The sequence below is a fragment of the Pseudomonas sp. P97.38 genome, from assembly GCF_001269745.1.
Classification (GTDB): Bacteria; Pseudomonadota; Gammaproteobacteria; order Pseudomonadales; family Pseudomonadaceae; genus Aquipseudomonas; species Aquipseudomonas chlororaphis_E.
In genome coordinates, this window is sequence record NZ_LHVJ01000036.1 from 18,985 (window position 1) to 36,724 (window position 17,740).

The window sequence follows — 17,740 nt, forward strand, 5'->3', positions numbered from 1 at the left end:
CAGCGTGGCGCTCGACCAAGGCCAGCACCGCTTGCGGGTCCTGGTGAACGTGCTGCCCGGTCAACACGACGCAGGCCCCGGCGGACAACGGCCCGTAGATTTCCAGGCCAAAGATATCGAACGAAAACGTCGTCAGCGACAGCATACGGTCGCTGGCGTCCAGGCCCGGCCGGGCGATCATGCTGCTGATGAAGTTGCCCAGCGCGCCATGGCGCACCATCACGCCCTTGGGCTTGCCGGTGGAACCGGAGGTGTAGATCACGTAGGCCAGGTGTTCGGCATTCAGCGACACCGCCGGACAGGTGTGCGGGGCCTGCTGCAACGCCGCGTCGGGCTGGTCGAGCAACAGCGTCGGCAAGCCGGGCGGAATCGGCAGCACGTCTTGCAGGCGGGCCTGGGTCAACAGCAACCGCAGGCCACTGTCCTCGATCATGTAGGCCAGGCGATCCTCGGGGTAAGCAGGGTCCAGGGGCACGTAGGCGCCCCCGGCCTTGAGGATCGCCAGCAGGCCGACAATCATCTCGGCGCTGCGCTCCACCGCGATGCCCACCGGCTGGTCGGGCATCACGCCCAGCGCAATCAGCCGATGGGCGAGCTGGTTGGCGCGCGCCTCCAGTTGACCGTAGGTCAGGACCTGCTCTTCGACGATCAGGGCGACCGCCTCCGGCGTGCGGCGTGCCTGTTCGGCGATGCGCTGGTGCACGCAGGCCGCGTCGCCATGCTCGACCGTGCGCAACCAGTCCTGCCGGCCCGCTTGCTGCTGGGTCGCATCGAGCAACGGCAGTTCGCCGATGCGTTGCTGCGGTGCCTCGACGATGCCGTGCAACAGGTTCAGCCAGTGCCCGGCCAGGCGCTCGATGGTCCGGGCGTCGAACAGGTCGGTGGCATAGGTCAGTTCGGCGGCAACGCCCTGCTCGGTTTCATAGGTGCCCAGGGTCAGGTCGAACTGAGCGGTGCGCCCTTCCCACACCAGGTCCTCGATGCTCAGTTGCGGCAGTTGCCGTTGCCGGGCCTGTTCTGCGCTGGCGCTCTGGTGGTTGAACATGACCTGGAAGATCGGGCTGTGGCTGAGGCTGCGCTCCGGTTGCAGGGCTTCGATCAACTGCTCGAACGGCAGGTCCTGGTGCGCCTGGGCGGCCAGGGCCGACTGCTTGACCTGGTCGAGCAGCCGGTCGAACGGCAACTGCCCGTCGACCTCGGCACTGAGCACCTGGGTGTTGACGAAGAAACCGATCAGGCCTTCGGTCTCGACCCGGTTGCGGTTGGCCACCGGCACGCCGACGCGAATCTGCGACTGGCCGCTGTAGCGGTGCAGCAGTGCCTGGAACGAGGCCAGCAGCACCATGAACAGGCTGGCCCCTTCACGCTGGGCCAACTGCTTGAGGGCCGCGCCCAGCGCGGGTGGCAGGTCCAGGTCCAGGCGGGCGCCGTGAAAGCTTTGCACGGGCGGGCGTGGCCGATCGAGTGGCAGCTCCAGTACAGGTTGTTCACCACCCAGGGTCTCGACCCAGTAGGCCAACTGCCGCTCACGTTCACCGGCCTCGAGCCAGTGCCGCTGCCAGATTGCGTAGTCGGCGTATTGCACCGGCAGTTCCGGCAACGCCAGGGCCGCATCGGCACCGTCGACAGCCGTCAGGAACGCATAGTGGCGCACCAGTTCATCCACCAGCACCTGCATCGACCAGCCATCGGAAATGATGTGGTGCTGGATCAATACCAGCACATGGTCGTCCTCGCCGATTTCCAACAGCGACACCCGCAGCAAAGGCCCCTGGCGCAGATCGAAGGGGCGCGCGGTTTCATCTTCGACGAATGCCTTGATGCGCTCGTCCTCGCTGGCCGGCCCACCGCCCGCCAATGACTCGATCGCAATGCGCAGCGACAGGTGCGGGTGGATCACCTGCACGGTCTGCTCGCCGTGTTCGATGAAGGTGGTGCGCAGGCTCTCGTGGCGCTCGACCACGGCGTTGAAGCTGCGCTCCAGGGCCGGCACGTCGAGGCGGCCCTTGAGGCGCAAGGCCGTGGGGATGTGATACGCCGGGCTGTGGGGGTCCATCTGCCACAGGAACCACTGGCGCTCCTGGGCGTAGGACAGCGCGATGTGCTCGAACCCGGAACGCACCTCGGGAATCGGCAGATTGGCCGGCGAGACGCCCTCTTCAAGCATCTTCTCCAGGTACAGCCTGCGTTTGTCCAGCGGCAGAGTGATAAAGCGCTTGGCAATCCTCAAAGCAACACTCTTGTCCATCAGACTTCCTCCATTTCATCAAGCAGGGCTTCCAGCTTGTTCAGTTTCTGTTCATTGATTGGCCCGTCCGCGGTGTCCAGTTGCGCGACAAACGCCTTGAGGACGGGGTGCTGGAAAATCAGTTGGGGGGTCAGGCTCAGCCCCAGTTCGAGGGCCATGCGCGAGACGGCATTGACCGCCAGCAGCGAATGGCCGCCCAGCTCGAAGAAGTGGTCGTCGCGGCCGACACGCTCCACCGTGAGCACCTGGGCCCAGATCGCGGCCACCTGCTGTTCGAGTGCGCTGGCCGGCGCGACATAACCGGCCTGGGACAGGCCAGCGTCCACCGCCGGCAACGCCTTGCGGTCGAGCTTGCCGTTGGGGGTCAGGGGCAATTGGTCGAGGAACAGCAGGTGGGCCGGGATCATGTAGTCGGGCAAATGGGCCTTGAGGCCGGCCTTGAGTTGATCGCGCAAGCCACGCGCCTGCTCGCTGGCGTCCCGGTCGAGTGCCGGGACGACCACGTAGGCCACCAGTTGCGAGCCGCCCGGAGCGTCCTGGGCCAATACCGCCACTTCGCGCACCTGGGGCTGCTGCAACAGCCGCGCTTCGATTTCCCCCAGCTCGATGCGGAACCCGCGGATCTTCACCTGATGGTCGATACGGCCCTGGTATTCGAGCACGCCATCGACGCGATAACGACACAGGTCACCGGTGCGGTACAGCCGCTCGCCCGTGGTGGAAAACGGGTTGGGCACGTACTTCTCGGCGGTCAGCGCCGCCCGCCCCAGGTAACCCCGGGTGATGCCTGCGCCGCTGAGGTACAGTTCCGCCGAAACGCCTTGGGGCACCGCTTGCAGGTCGGCATCCAGCAGGTAACTGGCGGTGTGCTTGAGCGGTCGGCCGATGTTCGCCGTGCCACCGACAGTGCGCCGGGTCCAGGTGGAATAGGTGGTGTCCTCAGAGGGGCCATAGAGGTCGTAGACATGCTCAAGGGTCGGCGACTCATACAGTGTCTCCACCAGGCTTTGCTTCAGCGGCTCTCCCGCCAGGTTGATGATCCGCACACTGGTCGGAATTTCACCGCTGCGCTGCAACGCGGCGATGGCCGAGGGCACCGTGTTGATCAAACGCACCTGATCCCGGGCCGGCAGTTGCGGCAGCTCCAGCGCATTGCGGGCGATGATCAGCGAACCGCCGTTGGCCAGGGTCACGAACAGCTCCCACACCGACAAGTCGAAGCACACCGAGGTGGACGCCAGCACGCCCTGGATATCTTCGCGGCGATACACCGAGCGCGACCAATCGATCAGCGCCAGCACATTGCGATGGGCAATCGCCACGCCTTTGGGCAGGCCGGTGGAGCCGCTGGTGTAGATCACATAGGCCAGGTTGTCCGGGGTCACGCCGGTGTGGGGTGCAGCAAGGGAATAACCGGCCAGGTCGAGGCGATCGAGCATCAACACCGCCGTCGCCTCAGGCACCGACAAGGTCGCCGCCACTGCCTGTTCGGTCAGCAGCACCCGCGCACGGCTGTCGTCGAGCATGTAGGCCACCCGCTCAGCCGGGTAATCCGGATCGAGAGGCACATAAGCACCGCCGGCCTTGAGCACCGCCAGCAAGGCGATCAGCAACTGCTCGGAACGCGGCATCGCCACGCCGACTCGGACTTCCGGGCCAACGCCCAATTCGATGAGCTTGTGGGCCAGGCGATTGGCACGGCCATCCAGTTCGCTGTAGCTCAGTGTCGTGTGGGCGAAGGTCACGGCCAAGGCATCCGGCGTGGCTGCCGCTTGACGGGCGATCACCTGGTGAATGCACAGGCTGTGCTCGAACGACCCGTCGACCGGGTTCCAGTCGTGGATCAGGCGCTGGTACTCGTCGGCTTCGAGCAGTGTCAGCTCAGCCAGCCGGCGCTCGCCGCCATCGACCATCTGCGCCAACAGTTGCGCCAGGTGCGCGGCCAGTCGCGTGACGGCGGCCGGCTCGAAACTCGAGCGCTGGTAACTCAGGTGCACCGACAGTTGCCGCTCCAGGCTCACCAACAGCGTCAACGGGTAGCTGGTTTGCTCCCGGGTGGCCGCCGGGCCGAAGCGCAAGCCGTCCGGCGCGCCCTGTTCCAGTGCCTGGGCAATCGGATAGTTCTCGAACACCAGCAGGCTGTCGAACAACGCTTCACCGCCCTGCCCGGCCCAGCGCTGGATGTCCAGCAACGCAGTGTGCTCGAATTCGCGCAGGGCCAGGTTCTGCTCTTGCACCGCGTGCAGCCAACTGTCCAGGGTCTGCTCGGCCCGTGGGCTGGCGATCACTGGCAGGGTGTTGATGAACAGGCCGATCTGCTGCTCGATGCCGGGCAACTGCGCCGCACGCCCGGCCACGGTGGCGCCGAAGGCCACGGTGTCCTTGCCGGTGTAACGCTGCAACAGCAGCAGCCAGGCGGCCTGCACCAGTGTGTTGACGGTGACTTTCGAGGCGCGGGCAAAGGCCTCCAGGCGCCGGGTCAGCGCTTCGTCCAGGCCATGCACGTGATCGCCATACCCCGTCTCATCCATCGCCGGTTTTGCCAGCACCTCGGCCAGCCGGGTCGGCGTCTCCAGGCGGCGCAGGGCCGGCGTCCAGAACGCCTCGCTGGCCGTCACGGCCTGGCGTTGCAGCCAGGCGATGTAATCGCGGTAGCGGCTGATCGGCACGGGCACGTCCTGGCCGCTGTAGCGTTGCAGCACTTCGCCGAGCAATTGCGAGTTGCTCCAGCCGTCCATGAGGATGTGGTGATGGCTGTAGATCAGGTGATAGCGCTGTGCGTCGAGGCGCACGATCGCCAGCCGCAGCAGCGCCGGCGCGCCCAGGTCCAGTTGCCGGCGTTCCGCCTCGGCCAGGGCCACCACGGTTTCATCGCGCTGCGGGTCGTTGCGCAGGTCGTGCAGGCAGTAAGGCAATGCCAGGTGCTTGCTGACCACCTGCACCGGATCGGGCAGGTCGCCTTGCCAGACGAAACGCGTGCGCAGGATGTCATGGGCGTCCACTGCCGCCTGCCATGCCTGGTGGAAGCGGTCCGGGTCCAGGCCTTCGACGTCCAGGCGCAACTGGTTGATGTAGGCGCCGCTGGCCTGACCATAGACGCTGTGGAACAGCATGCCCTGTTGCATCGGCGACAACGGGTAGAGGTCGGCGATCTGCGCCGCCGCCATCGGCAGGCCGTCCAGTTGACGCTGGTCCAGGCGAGCCAGCGGGAAGTCCGACGGCGTGACGCCGCCGTGGGCGCCGTCACAGCAATGCTCGATCAGCCCTTGCAGCTCCCGGGCGTAGTCATCGGCCAGGGCCTGCACGGTGGCCGCGTCGAACTGCTCGCGGCTGAAGGTCCAGCCCAGGTTCAGTTCGCCGCCGAACATCTGGCCGTTAAGGGCAAGGGTGTTGGACAACGGCGCATCGGCGTGCAACTCGTCGCCGGCACCTTCGCTGGCCGGCACGAACAAGGCGCCGTGCGCCCCATCGAAACTGGCGTCGAACTGGCCCAGGTAATTGAAGGTCAGGCCCGGCGTGGGCAGCCCGGTCAGGCAGGCTTGCGCCGTGGCGTCGCCCAGTTGAGCCAGCGCCCCGAAGCCCAGGCCCTTGTTCGGGATCGAGCGCAGTTGCTCCTTGACCTGTTTCAGTGAATCCCCCAGGTCCGTCGTCGGCGTCAGCCGGGCCGGGTACAGGCTGGTGAACCAGCCGACGGTACGGGTCAGGTCGACGTCGGCGAACACCGCTTCGCGGCCATGGCCTTCGAGCTGGATCAATGCGCTGTCGGTGCCGGTCCAGCGCACCATGACCCGGGCCAACGCGGTCAGCAGCAGATCGTTGACCTGGGTGCGATACGCCTTGGGCGCGTCCTGCAGCAATTGGCGGGTCAGCGCTGCGTCAAGGCGAGTACGCACGGTGAGGGCGTGGCGGTTCTGCCGTCCGCCCTGGGGATTGTCCAGCGGCAACCGGCCGTCAGCACCGTCAAGGTGCGCCTGCCAGAACACCAGTTCCTCCTGTAATGCGGCACTGCGGGCGTAGCCTTGCAAACGGTCGGCCCAGGCTTGTGCCGAGGTGGTTTTCGCCGGCAGTTGCAGCGCCTGGCCGGCAGAGAACTGACGGTAGGCGCTCTGCAGGTCTTCCAGCAAAATCCGCCACGACACACCGTCCACCACCAGGTGATGGATCGCCAGCAGCAGGCGCTGGGTGCCATCGGTGAGGGTCGTCAGCGCGGCCCGCAACAACGGCCCGGCTTGCAGGTCCAGGCTGCGTTGCACTTCGTTGGCCAGGTGTTCCAACGCCGCGGCATCGGCCACCTCCGCCACCCACAGCAGACCCTCGGGCTGCTGGGCCAGCGACCGATAGCTGGCCTGCCAACCTTTGCCGTCATCGGCAAAGCTCAAGCGCAGGCCGTCGTGATGCACCACCAGGGCGTCCAGGGCCTGCTCCAGCGCACGGGCGTCCAGAAGCTGCGTCGGCTTGAGCAACACCGACTGGTTCCAGTGCTGGCGCTCGGGGATCGACTCCTGGAAAAACAGCCGCTGCACCGGCAGCAGCGTCAGCTCGCCGGTCACCGGTCCCTGGTCGACCCCTTGCGTGGTTTCGCCCTGGCGCGCCATCGCGGCCAACGCTTCGATGGTCTGGTGCTGGAACAAATCCTTGGGCGTGAAGTGAATCCCGAGCTGGCGGGCGCGGCTGACCACCTGGATCGAAACGATGGAATCGCCACCCAGCTCGAAGAAATTGTCCCGCAGGCCCACCTGCCCCAGCTTGAGCACGTCCTGCCAGATGGACGCCAATTGCTGTTCCAGCAGGCTGCGCGGCGCCACGTAGGCGTGTTGCAGTTGGCTGACGTCGGGCTTGGGCAGGTTCTTGCGATCGAGCTTGCCGTTGGGGGTCAGCGGCAGGCGTTCGAGCACCAGCAGATAGGCCGGGACCATGTGCGCCGGCAGGCTCGCCTTGAGCTGCGCGCGCAGATGTTCGGCGAACGCTTCGTCCCGAGGGGCTGGCGCGTCGGCGACCACGTAGGCGACCAGGCGCTTGCCGCTGCCGGCGGTGCCTTCCTGGGCCACCACGACCGCCTCGCGCACGCCGGCCAACGCTTGCAGGCGGGCTTCGACCTCGCCCAGCTCGATACGGAAGCCGCGGATCTTCACCTGGTTGTCGATGCGATCGAGGTAATCGAAGGACCCGTCGGCGCGCTGGCGCACCAGGTCACCGGTGCGGTACAGCAGGCCGCCGCGGCCACCAAACGGATCGGCGACAAAGCGCTCGGCGGTCAGGCCCGGACGGTTCAGGTAACCCCGAGCCAGCCCGCTGCCGCCCAGGTACAGCTCACCGGCCAGGCCTTGGGGCAACAGGTTCAGGTCGGCGTCCAGCACGTAGGCGCTGCGATCGCCGATACGGCTGCCGATAGGCGCATAAGCAGCGCCACAGCTCACCTCGCGTCCGGCCTTCCAGATCAGCGGCGTGACCACGGTTTCGGTCGGGCCGTAGCCGTTGATGATGCAATCCGGGTCCAGGGCGCGCTTGACCCGCTCGAAACTGGCGTTGGGCACCGCGTCGCCGCCAAAGCAGTAGATGCGCACCTTCGGTGGGTTGCCTTCGCGCTCGGCGTGTTCGGCCAACTGTTGCAGGTACACCGGCGGGAACGCCACCACCGTCACGCCGTGTTCACGCATGGCGTTGTAGGTCTGCTCCGGGGTCCACAGGCTGTCGTCGCGAACCAGCAGCGAAGCGCCGTGGGTCAGGCTGGTGAGCCAGCGTTCATGGGCGCCGTCGAAGGCGAAGGACATGAAGTGGAACTCGCAATCGCTGGCCTGCATCTCATAGCGCTCGCCGATGGCCTGGCAGTGCATCGCCAGCGGACCATGGGCCACGCTCACCCCTTTGGGGTTGCCGGTGGAACCGGAGGTGTAGATCACGTAGGCAAGGCTTTGCGGATCGATGGACACGACAGGGGCGTCCATCGGTTGCCGGCTCAGGTCGAGGCCATCGAGTTCCAGCACCTGGGCGACGCCTTCGAGGGGCAGTTGCGCCGACACCCGGGAATCGGTGAGCAACAGCGCCAGCCCGCAATCCTCGATCAGGTAGGCCAGGCGCTCACGGGGATAACCGGTGTCCAGCGGCACATAGGCAGCGCCGGCCTTGAGCACCGCCAGCAGTGCGACGATCACCCCTTCGCTGCGCGGCAAGGCAACGCCGACCCGGCTTTCCGGGCCGACGCCACGAGCTATCAGGGCATGGGCCAATTGGTTCGCCCGGCGATCGATGTCGCCGTAGCTGAACGATTCGCCGTCGAACTTCACCGCCGTACGCTGCGGGCTCAACGCGGCCCACTGGGCGATGCGCTGGTGCACGGCGACGTCGGTCGGGTAAAGCTGTGGCGCGTTGGCCGCCAGTTGCCGGGCCTGCTCTTCGGCGCTGACCAGGGCAATGTCCCCCAGTTGACACGCGGCCGACTCGGTGAAGCGTTCCAGCAGATGCACCAGTTGGGCGGCGATGCCCTCGATGGCGGCCAGGCTGAACTGTATGCGGTCGAAACACAGGTGCAACGCCAGCGTCTGGCCGAGGGTCACGGCCACGCTCAACGGATAATGGGTCTGCTCCAGGTGGCTGACCTCGCCGAACACCACACCTGCTCCGGCACCTTGTTGCAGGGCCTGGGCAATCGGGTAGTTCTCGAACACCAGGATGTTGTCGAACAGTGCCTCGCCGCCCTGCCCGGCCCAGCGCTGGAGATCGGCCAGGGGCGTGTGCTCGTATTCACGCAGGCTCAGGTTCTGCGCCTGCACGGCTTGCAACCAGGCCGCGACCGACTGGTCCGGGCGCGGCGCGGCGATCACCGGCACAGTGTTGATGAACAGGCCGACCTGTTGCTCGATGCCCGGCAGGTCCATCGGACGCCCCGCCACGGTGGCGCCGAAGGCCACGCTGGCATGTCCGGTGTAGCGCTGCAGCAGCAACAGCCACGCCGCCTGCACCAGGGTATTGAGGGTGACTTTCTGCGTGCGGGCGAACTGTTCCAGGGCCTGGGTTCGCGGGGCATCCAGGGTCAGGTAATGATCGCCATGGCCGCTCTCGGCTTCAGCACCGGGCAACACCCGCGCCAACCGCGTCGGCTCTTGCAAGGTGGCCAGTTGCGCGGTCCAGAACGCTTCGCTCTGGTGCGCGTCCTGGCGTTGCAGCCAGGCGATGTAGTCGCGATAGCGTCCGCCACTGGCCACGACTGGGCGAGCGCTGTAGCGCTGAAACACTTCACCCAGCAATTGGGCGTTGCTCCAGCCGTCCATCAGGATGTGGTGATGGGTGTAGATCAGGTGCCAACGATCGGCAGCGGTCTGCACCAGCACCAGGCGCAGCAACGGCGCCTGGGCCAGGTCGAAACCCTCCCTGCGTTCGGCTTCGGCGCGTTCATCCAGGGCATCGGCCAACCGCTCGTGCCCGCGCCAGTCGAGGTGCGTGAACGGCAATTGGACCTGGCGCAGGACGATCTGCACCGGCTGTTCGAGGTCACCCTGCCAGGCAAAGCCGCTGCGCAGGATGTCGTGGGCCTGGAGCGTGGCCTGCCAGGCCTGGCGAAACCGTTGCGGGTCGATGCCGTGCACGTCCACTCGCAACTGGTTGATGTACGCCCCCGCCGTCTGCTCGTACAGGCTGTGGAACAACAAGCCCTGCTGCATCGGCGAGAGCGGGTAGAGATCGTCCAGTTGCCCGGCGTCCACCGGCAGGCTGTCGAGCTGCGCCTGGGTGAGGCGCGCCAGGGGGAAGTCCGACGGGGTCGCTTGCGGCGCTTGCAGGCCGCAGCAATGTTCGATCAGCGCGCTCAGCTCGGCGCGATACGCCGCCGCCAGGGTTTCGATGGTCTGGTGCTTGAACATTCGCTCGCTGAAGCCCCAGTTCAGCGTCAGCTCGCCGCCGTAGACCTGGCCTTCGACCGTCAGCCAGTTCGCCAGCGGCGCCCGGGCATCCTGGGCGGCGCCGCTGCCTTCGCTGGACGGCACGAACAGCGCGCCGTCGTCGAACTGACGGTCGAACTGGCCCAGGTAGTTGAAGGTAATGCGCGGCGCCGGCAAGGCCGCCAGCTCGGCGCGCACCGCCGGTTCGCCCAGATAGCGCAGCACGCCATAACCCAGGCCCTTGTCCGGCACGGCGCGCAGTTGCTCCTTGATGGCCTTGAGCGAGGCGCCCAGTTCGGCGGCCGGTCGCAGGCCGACCGGGAACAGGCTGGTGAACCAGCCGACGGTGCGGGTCAGGTCAACACCGTCGAACAGGTCTTCGCGGCCATGCCCTTCCAGCTGGATCAGTGCGTGATCCTGGCCGGTCCAACGGCACAGGGTGCGCGCCAGGGCCGTCAGCAACAGGTCGTTGACCTGAGTGCGGTAGGCCTTGGGAGCCTGTTGCAGCAGTTGCCGCGTCTGTTCGGCGTCCAGCTTCACCTGGACCTTGCGCTCGTCGCGAGCCTGCTGGGCCACCTGCGGGTAGTCACACGGCAAGTCATTGCCGGTGCCCGCCTGGGCACGCCAGTAGTCGAGGCTGTGCATGAATCGGTCGAGGTCCCCGTGCAGCCGGCTCGACCACGCCCCGTAGGCGCTGGTCCTCGCGGGCGCCTGGAGCGGCTGGCCGGCATGTAGCTGGCCGTAGACACGTTGCAGGTCGTCCAACAGCACGCGCCAGGAAACACCGTCCACCACCAGGTGATGGATCGCCAGCAACAAGCGCTGGCTGCCGTCGGCCATGTCCACCAGCAACGCCCGCATCAATGGCCCGTGTTCCAGGTCCAGGCTGCGCTGGGCGTCGTCACACAGGGCGTTGAGCTGTTCCACCGAGCTCGCCTGGCGTTGCCACAACAGGCTGGTCGCCGACGGTTCGACATAGGCCTGCTGCCACTGGCCATTCACCTGGGTGAAACGCAGGCGCAAGGCGTCGTGATGCCCGGCCAGGTGAGTCAGGGCCATGTCCAGTGCAGGTGCGTCGAGCCATTGGCTCGGCACCAGCAACAGTGACTGATTCCAGTGTTGGCGTTCGGGGATGTCACGCTCGAAGAACCAATGCTGCACCGGGGTCAACGGCACCACGCCCGTGGCCGGGCCCTGCTCGACCACCTGCTGGTCGCCCGCGCCTGCCACCTGCGCCAGGCTGCGCAGGGTCTGGTGTTGGAACAGCGCCTTGGGGTTGAGCGTGATCCCGGCTTGCCGCGCGCGGCTGACCACTTGCATAGAGACGATAGAGTCGCCGCCCAACTCGAAGAAGTTGTCGTCCAGGCCGATGTCGGCGAGGTTCAGCACCGCCTGCCAGATCGCCGCCAGGGTTTTCTCAACGGGGCTGCGCGGCGCCACGAACGCGCGCTGCTGCTCGCTGCCGTCCACGGCTGGCAACGCCTTGCGGTCGAGTTTGCCGTTGGGGGTCAGGGGCAGGCGCTCCAGGAACACCAGGTACGTCGGCACCATGTAGTCCGGCAAGTGTTCGCGCAAGGCAACCTTGAGGGTTTCGCGCAGGTGCACCTGGGCTTCGGCCTGGGTCAGCACGGCAGCGTCGCTCGGCACGATGAACGCCGCCAGTTGCTGGCCCTGCTCGCTGTCCTGGGCCAACACCGCCAGCTCGCGCACCTGGGGCTGCTGCAACAGCCGCGCTTCGATTTCCCCCAGCTCGATGCGGAACCCGCGGATCTTCACCTGATGGTCGATACGGCCCTGGTATTCGAGCACGCCATCGACACGATAACGGCACAGATCGCCGGTGCGGTACAGCCGCTCGCCCGTGGTGGAAAACGGGTTGGGCACGTACTTCTCGGCGGTCAGCGCCGCCCGACCCAGGTACCCCCGGGTGATGCCTGCACCGCTGAGGTACAGTTCCGCCGAAACACTTTGGGGCACCGCTTGCAGGTCGGCATCGAGCAGGTAACTGGCGGTGTGCTTGAGCGGTCGGCCAATGTTCGCGGTGCCACCGACGGTGCGCCGGGTCCAGGTGGAATAGGTGGTGTCTTCGGAAGGACCGTACAGGTCGTAGACATGCTCAAGAGTCGGCGACTCATACAGCGCCTCCACCAGGCTTTGCTTCAGCGGCTCTCCCGCCAGGTTGATGATCCGCACACTGGCCGGAATCTCACCGCTGCGCTGCAACGCGGCGATGGCCGAGGGCACCGTGTTGATCAGGCGCACTTGATCCCTGGTCGGCAGTTGCGGCAGCTCCAGCGCATTGCGGGCGATGATCAGCGAACCACCGTTGGCCAGGGTCACGAACAGCTCCCACACCGACAAGTCGAAGCACACCGAGGTGGACGCCAGCACGCCCTGGATATCTTCGCGGCGATACACCGAGCGCGACCAATCGATCAGCGCCAGCACGTTGCGATGGGCAATCGCCACGCCTTTGGGCAGGCCGGTGGAGCCGCTGGTGTAGATCACATAGGCCAGGTTGTCCGGGGTCACGCCGGTGTGGGGTGCAGCAAAGGAATAACCGCCCAGGTCGAGGCGGTCGAGCATCAGTACCGCCGTGGCCTCAGGCACCGACAAAGTCGCCGCCACTGCCTGTTCGGTCAGCAGCACCCGCGCACGGCTGTCGTCGAGCATGTAGGCCACCCGCTCGGCCGGGTAATCCGGATCGAGAGGCACATAAGCACCGCCGGCCTTGAGCACCGCCAGCAAGGCAATCAGCAACTGCTCGGAACGCGGCATCGCCACGCCGACGCGGACTTCCGGGCCAACGCCCAATTCGATGAGTTTGTGGGCCAGGCGATTGGCACGGCCATCCAGCTCGCTGTAGCTCAGTGTCGTGTGGGCGAAGGTCACGGCCAAGGCATCCGGCGTGGCTGCCGCCTGGCGGGCGATCACCTGATGAATGCACAGGCTGTGCTCGAACGACCCGTCGACCGGGTTCCAGTCGTGGATCAGGCGCTGGTACTCGTCGGCTTCGAGCAGCGGCAGTTCACCGATGAGCGCGCGGCTGTCGGCCACCATGCCTTGCAACAAGCGCGTCCAGTGGCGCGCCATGCGGGCGATGGTGGCGGCGTCGAACAGGTCATCGGCGTAGGTCAGCGCCGCGTGCAGCTTGCCGGCCTTTTCCCAGGTGTCGAGGGTCAGGTCGAACTGGGTGGTGCGGCTCTGCCACGCCAGCATCGACAGCTCCAGGCCCGACGCGGTCTGCAGGCTGGCGATGTCGGCCACTTGCGGCTGGTGGTTGTACATCACCTGGAACAGCGGCGTGTGGCTGAGGCTGCGCTCCACGTTGAGCGCTTCCACCAGCCGCTCGAAGGGCAGGTCCTGATGGGCCTGGGCGCCCAGCGCCGCGTCCTTGACCGCGCGCAGCAGCTCATCGACACGGGTCTGGCCGCCCAGCTCGGTGCGCAACACCTGGGTGTTGACGAAGAAGCCGATCAGCCCTTCGGTCTCGGCCCGGTTGCGGTTGGCGATGGGCACGCCGACGCGGATGTCGGTGTGGCCGGTGTACCGATGCAACAGCACGTTGAATGCGCCGAGCAGGAGCATGAACAACGTGATGTTGTGCTGCTGGGCGGTGGCGCGCAACTGCTCGGCCAGGGCCGGTTCCACGTCGAACGTGTAGCGGGTGCCACGGTAGCTGGGCATCGCCGGGCGCGGATGATCGAGGGGCAACGCCAGCACGGGCTGCTCGTCGCCCAACCGGGCCTGCCAATACGCCAGTTGTCGCGCCTGCTCGCCGGCCTCCAGCCAGCGCCGCTGCCAGAGGGCGTAGTCGCTGTACTGGATCGGCAACTCGGCCAGTTGCGGCGCGGTGCCTGCCTCGAAGGCGTCGTAGCTGCGGATGAACTCGTCGATCAGCACGTTCATCGACCAGCCATCGGAGACGATGTGGTGCAAGGTCAGCAGCAGCACGTGCTCGTGGTCTTGGAGCGCGAGCAGTTCGACGCGCAGCAAGGGCCCTGTGGACAAGTCGAAGGGACGCATCGATTGCGCCTCGGCCGCACGGCGCACCGCGTGCTCGCGCTCGGCGGCTGGCAAGGCTCGCAGGTCCTGCCGCTCGATCGCCAGGGCGGCGCTGGCAGGCACTTGCACCAGGCTGTCGTCGGCCTGGCGCTGGAACACCGTGCGCAGGGTTTCATGGCGCGCCACCAGACTGGCGAACGCCTGCTCCAGCGCCGACAGGCTCAACGCGCCCTTGAGGCGCACCGCGCCGGGCAGGTTATAGGCACCGCTTGCCGGCTCCAGCTGCCAGAGAAACCACATGCGCTGCTGGGCATAGGACAGGGCCTGGCGGTCTTCGGCCTCGACGCCCCGAGGGATGGGAAAGCCGCTGAACGCCACGCCCTCCTTGTCCAGCGCCGCCAGGAACGTACGGCGCTTTTCCAGGGGCAACCCGATAAACCGGCGAGCAAGTTTCAAGGCGTCTTCAGCATTCATTTGAGGGGTATCCGGAATCAGTGGGCACAAGGCACAGAGGCAAGTCGTCCCTATAAAACGAATGCAGACCGGAAAAATTAGCGTTTGAGAATAGGTATCAGGAAGGGCTTAAAACGAGGGGCACGGATTGATGGACAGGTGCAAGCGAGCCTGCTCGCGAAAGCACGGGGTCAGCCAGGGAGGCGGTGACTCAGAGATGCTTTCGCGAGCAAGCTCGCACCCACAGAAGAGGGTGCCGGGAATAATGATCAGGCGCTGATTGCCAGCCCGTGTCGGCGATGATGCACGCTCAGTTGATCCTTGATCAGCCGCAGCACCCTGGCCTCGTGCTCATGAATAAAGAAGTGCCCGCCGGCCAGCATGTCCACCGAGAAACTGCCGGACGTCTCGCGGCTCCAGCCGATCAGTTGTTCGGTGCTGGCCCGGTCGGTGGTGCCGCCGAGCACGTGCACCGGGCAAGTGAGCGGTGGGCGCACCCGCGGCTGGAAACGCCCGCACAGCAGGAAGTCTGCGCGCAACACCGGCAGGGTCAGGGCCATCAACTCTTCGTTGGCCAGCACCTCCTCACTGGTGCCGTTGAGGGTGCGCAACTGGTCGATCAGTTCGGCGTCGGTTTTCGGCTCGGCGAACCCCCGGTCGTAGTCGGCTCGCATCGTTGGCGCCGCGGTGCCCGAGGCAAACAAGGCCACCGGCTCGGGACAACCGAGCTCGCGCAAGGCATGGGCCATCTCGCACGCCAGCAGCGCCCCCAGGCTGTGGCCGAACAACGCATAAGGCGCCTGGAGGGTCGGGCGCAGTTCCCGCGCCAGCTGCATCGCCAGCGGCCCCATCTCGGTGTGCAGCGGCTCACCGAAACGCGCCCCGCGCCCCGGCAACTCCACTGGCTGCACGCCCAGCCATTGCGGCAACTTGCGCCGCCAGCGGCTGTAAACCATCGCGCTGGCGCCGGAATAAGGCAGGCACAGCAGGGTCAGTTGGGTCACTGCGGTTTTCTCCGATCGGTCATGTCTAGAAAATAACGAAGCAACATGACAAAAAATTAGTCACCCGCCAAGCGCTCGCGCCATCGCCTTCGCACCCCCTTATACTGACGACCCTGAACTCACGCCGACCTTGAAGGAGAACGCCATGAGCTGGTCCGCCAGACAGTACGTCACGTTTGAACAGGAACGCACCCGCCCGGCCCGGGACCTGCTGGCCGCCATTGCGACCCGCGAGGCACGCTCGGTGATCGACCTGGGCTGCGGCCCCGGCAACTCCACCGAACTGCTGGTGGAACACTTCCCCGGCGCAACGGTGCGCGGACTGGACAGCTCCGGCGACATGATCGAGGCCGCTCGCCGCCGCTTGCCCGCCGTGACCTTTGATATCGCCGACATCGGCCAATGGCATGAGCCCGGACCGTTCGACGTGATCTTCGCCAACGCCGCGCTGCAATGGCTGCCCGACCATGCCACGCTGCTGCCCGCCCTGGTGAACAAACTCGCCCCCGGCGGCAGCCTGGCGATCCAGATGCCCGACACCCTGCACCAGCCTTCCCATCGCCTGATGCGCGATATCGCGGCGAACGGTCCCTGGGCCAGCCAGCTGGCGCAGGCCGCGCAAAGCCGCACCGAAGTCGAAAACCCCAGCACCTATTATTCGATCCTCAAGCCCCACTGCGCCCGCGTCGACGTCTGGCGCACGGTCTACCATCACCCGCTGGCCGACGGCGCGGCGGGCGTGGTGGAGTGGTTCAAGGGCAGTGGCCTGCGACCGTTTCTCGCCCCTCTGGATGAGCCGCAGCGCGAGCAGTATCTGGCCCAGTACCTCAAAGCCGTCGAACAGGCTTACCCGACCCTGGACGATGGCTCGGTGTTGCTGCCGTTTCCCCGCGTGTTCATGGTGGCGACGCGTTGAAGCAAAGGTCGGCGACGGACTAAATTCCTGCGCCAGGCGCTCGTCCTCTGCTAGGACCCAAACCCACAAGAGTGAGCGCCGTGGACCTGCAAACCATCCTGGGCAAACTGTTCGCCAACGCCGGCGCCGTCGGTATCGAGGGCGTCTTCCAATTCGTGTTCGGCCCGCACCAGGCGTACTGGTCCGAGGTCAAGGCCGGCAGCCGCACCGAGGCCGGTCGGCACACCAGCCCCGACGTGACCATCGACGTGGCAGAGAAGGACTTTCTCGCAATCATGGGCGGCATGGCCAACGTCGAAGAGCTGTTCGCCAGCGGGCGCCTGAAGATCGGCGGCAACATGGGCCTGGCGACGTTGCTGCCGCAGATCATCGACCATGCCCGGCATGGGGGTGGCGTGGTAGAAAAAGTCGACATGAACAAGCGCTACCCGACCCCAGCGCGTTTCAGCGAAAAGCTCACCGCCAGCCTGCCGGTCCAACGCAGCGTGGAGCGTCGGCCGCGCAGCGGTTTGTCGGTGCAGGAGTTTCGCGCTCGCTATCTGCCCCACGGCATCCCGCTGGTGATCAGCGATGCCTTGCAGGACTGGCCGTTGTTCCAGCTCAGCCGCGAGGAGTCCCTGGTGCACTTTGCGCAACTGCAAGGCATCACCCGCCATGGCGACTACGTGAAGAAAACCTTCTCCACCGAGCGGGATTTCCGCTCCACCTCCATGGCCGACTTCATCGCCTCCCTCGACAGCCCCGCGACCAAGAGCGCCGACGGTGAGCCGCCGGCGTACATGGGCAACAACATCCTGCCCGCGCAATTGCTGGAGCAGATCAAGTACCCGCCCTACTTCGACCCGGCGCTGTTCATTCCGCCGCGCATCTGGATCGGCCCCAAGGGCACGCTGACACCGCTGCACCGCGACGACACCGACAACCTGTTCGCCCAGGTCTGGGGCCAGAAAACCTTCACCCTCGCCGCGCCCCATCACCGCGAAGCCCTCGGCACTTGGTCCACCGCGCCCCAGGGCGGGCTCGACGGTTGCGACTTCAACCCCGACGCGCCGGACTACCAGCGCTTCCCCCACGCCCGGGACGTCACGTTCATGCGGGTGACACTGGAGGCCGGGGACTTGCTGTTCCTGCCTGAAGGCTGGTTCCACCAGGTAGAGTCGGTGTCGACTTCGTTGTCGGTGAATTTCTGGGTGAATTCGGGGCGGGGTTGGTAACGGCAGATACCTCGCCACAGGTTGGG

At 66.3% G+C, this 17,740-nt stretch carries 5 protein-coding genes (1 of these 5 cut by a window edge); 2 read left to right on the forward strand and 3 right to left on the reverse strand.

Going from position 1 to position 17,740, the window contains the following annotated elements; genetic code table 11:
• From AD664_RS26625 to AD664_RS26635, 3 genes are all read right to left on the reverse strand, one after another.
• Window positions 1–2,248: the start of a non-ribosomal peptide synthetase gene (locus AD664_RS26625; protein ID WP_083454270.1), read on the reverse strand. It extends 12,800 nt beyond the left edge of the window; only the first 2,248 of its 15,048 coding nucleotides appear in the window; its start codon is at window positions 2,246–2,248; the stop codon falls past the left edge of the window.
• Window positions 2,248–14,601, reverse strand: coding sequence for a non-ribosomal peptide synthase/polyketide synthase (locus AD664_RS26630; protein ID WP_053151598.1), 12,354 nt, complete (start codon window positions 14,599–14,601; stop codon window positions 2,248–2,250). Before AD664_RS26630 ends, AD664_RS26625 begins: the two co-directional genes overlap by 1 nt.
• 248 nt (window positions 14,602–14,849) lie before the next feature.
• Window positions 14,850–15,584, reverse strand: a complete 735-nt coding sequence (locus tag AD664_RS26635) for a thioesterase II family protein (protein WP_042731904.1) — start codon at window positions 15,582–15,584, stop codon at window positions 14,850–14,852.
• 145 nt (window positions 15,585–15,729) lie between these two features.
• Between AD664_RS26635 and tam the strand changes: the two genes are divergently transcribed.
• Both tam and AD664_RS26645 read left to right on the forward strand, forming a co-directional pair.
• Window positions 15,730–16,500 carry a trans-aconitate 2-methyltransferase gene (gene tam / locus AD664_RS26640; protein WP_053151600.1) on the forward strand — a complete coding sequence of 257 codons (771 nt, stop codon included), beginning with the start codon at window positions 15,730–15,732 and terminating at the stop codon, window positions 16,498–16,500.
• 80 nt (window positions 16,501–16,580) lie between these two features.
• A complete protein-coding gene (locus tag AD664_RS26645; RefSeq protein ID WP_053151603.1) occupies window positions 16,581–17,714 on the forward strand; it encodes a cupin-like domain-containing protein in 1,134 nt (377 codons plus the stop codon).
• Window positions 17,715–17,740: the final 26 nt, after the last annotated feature.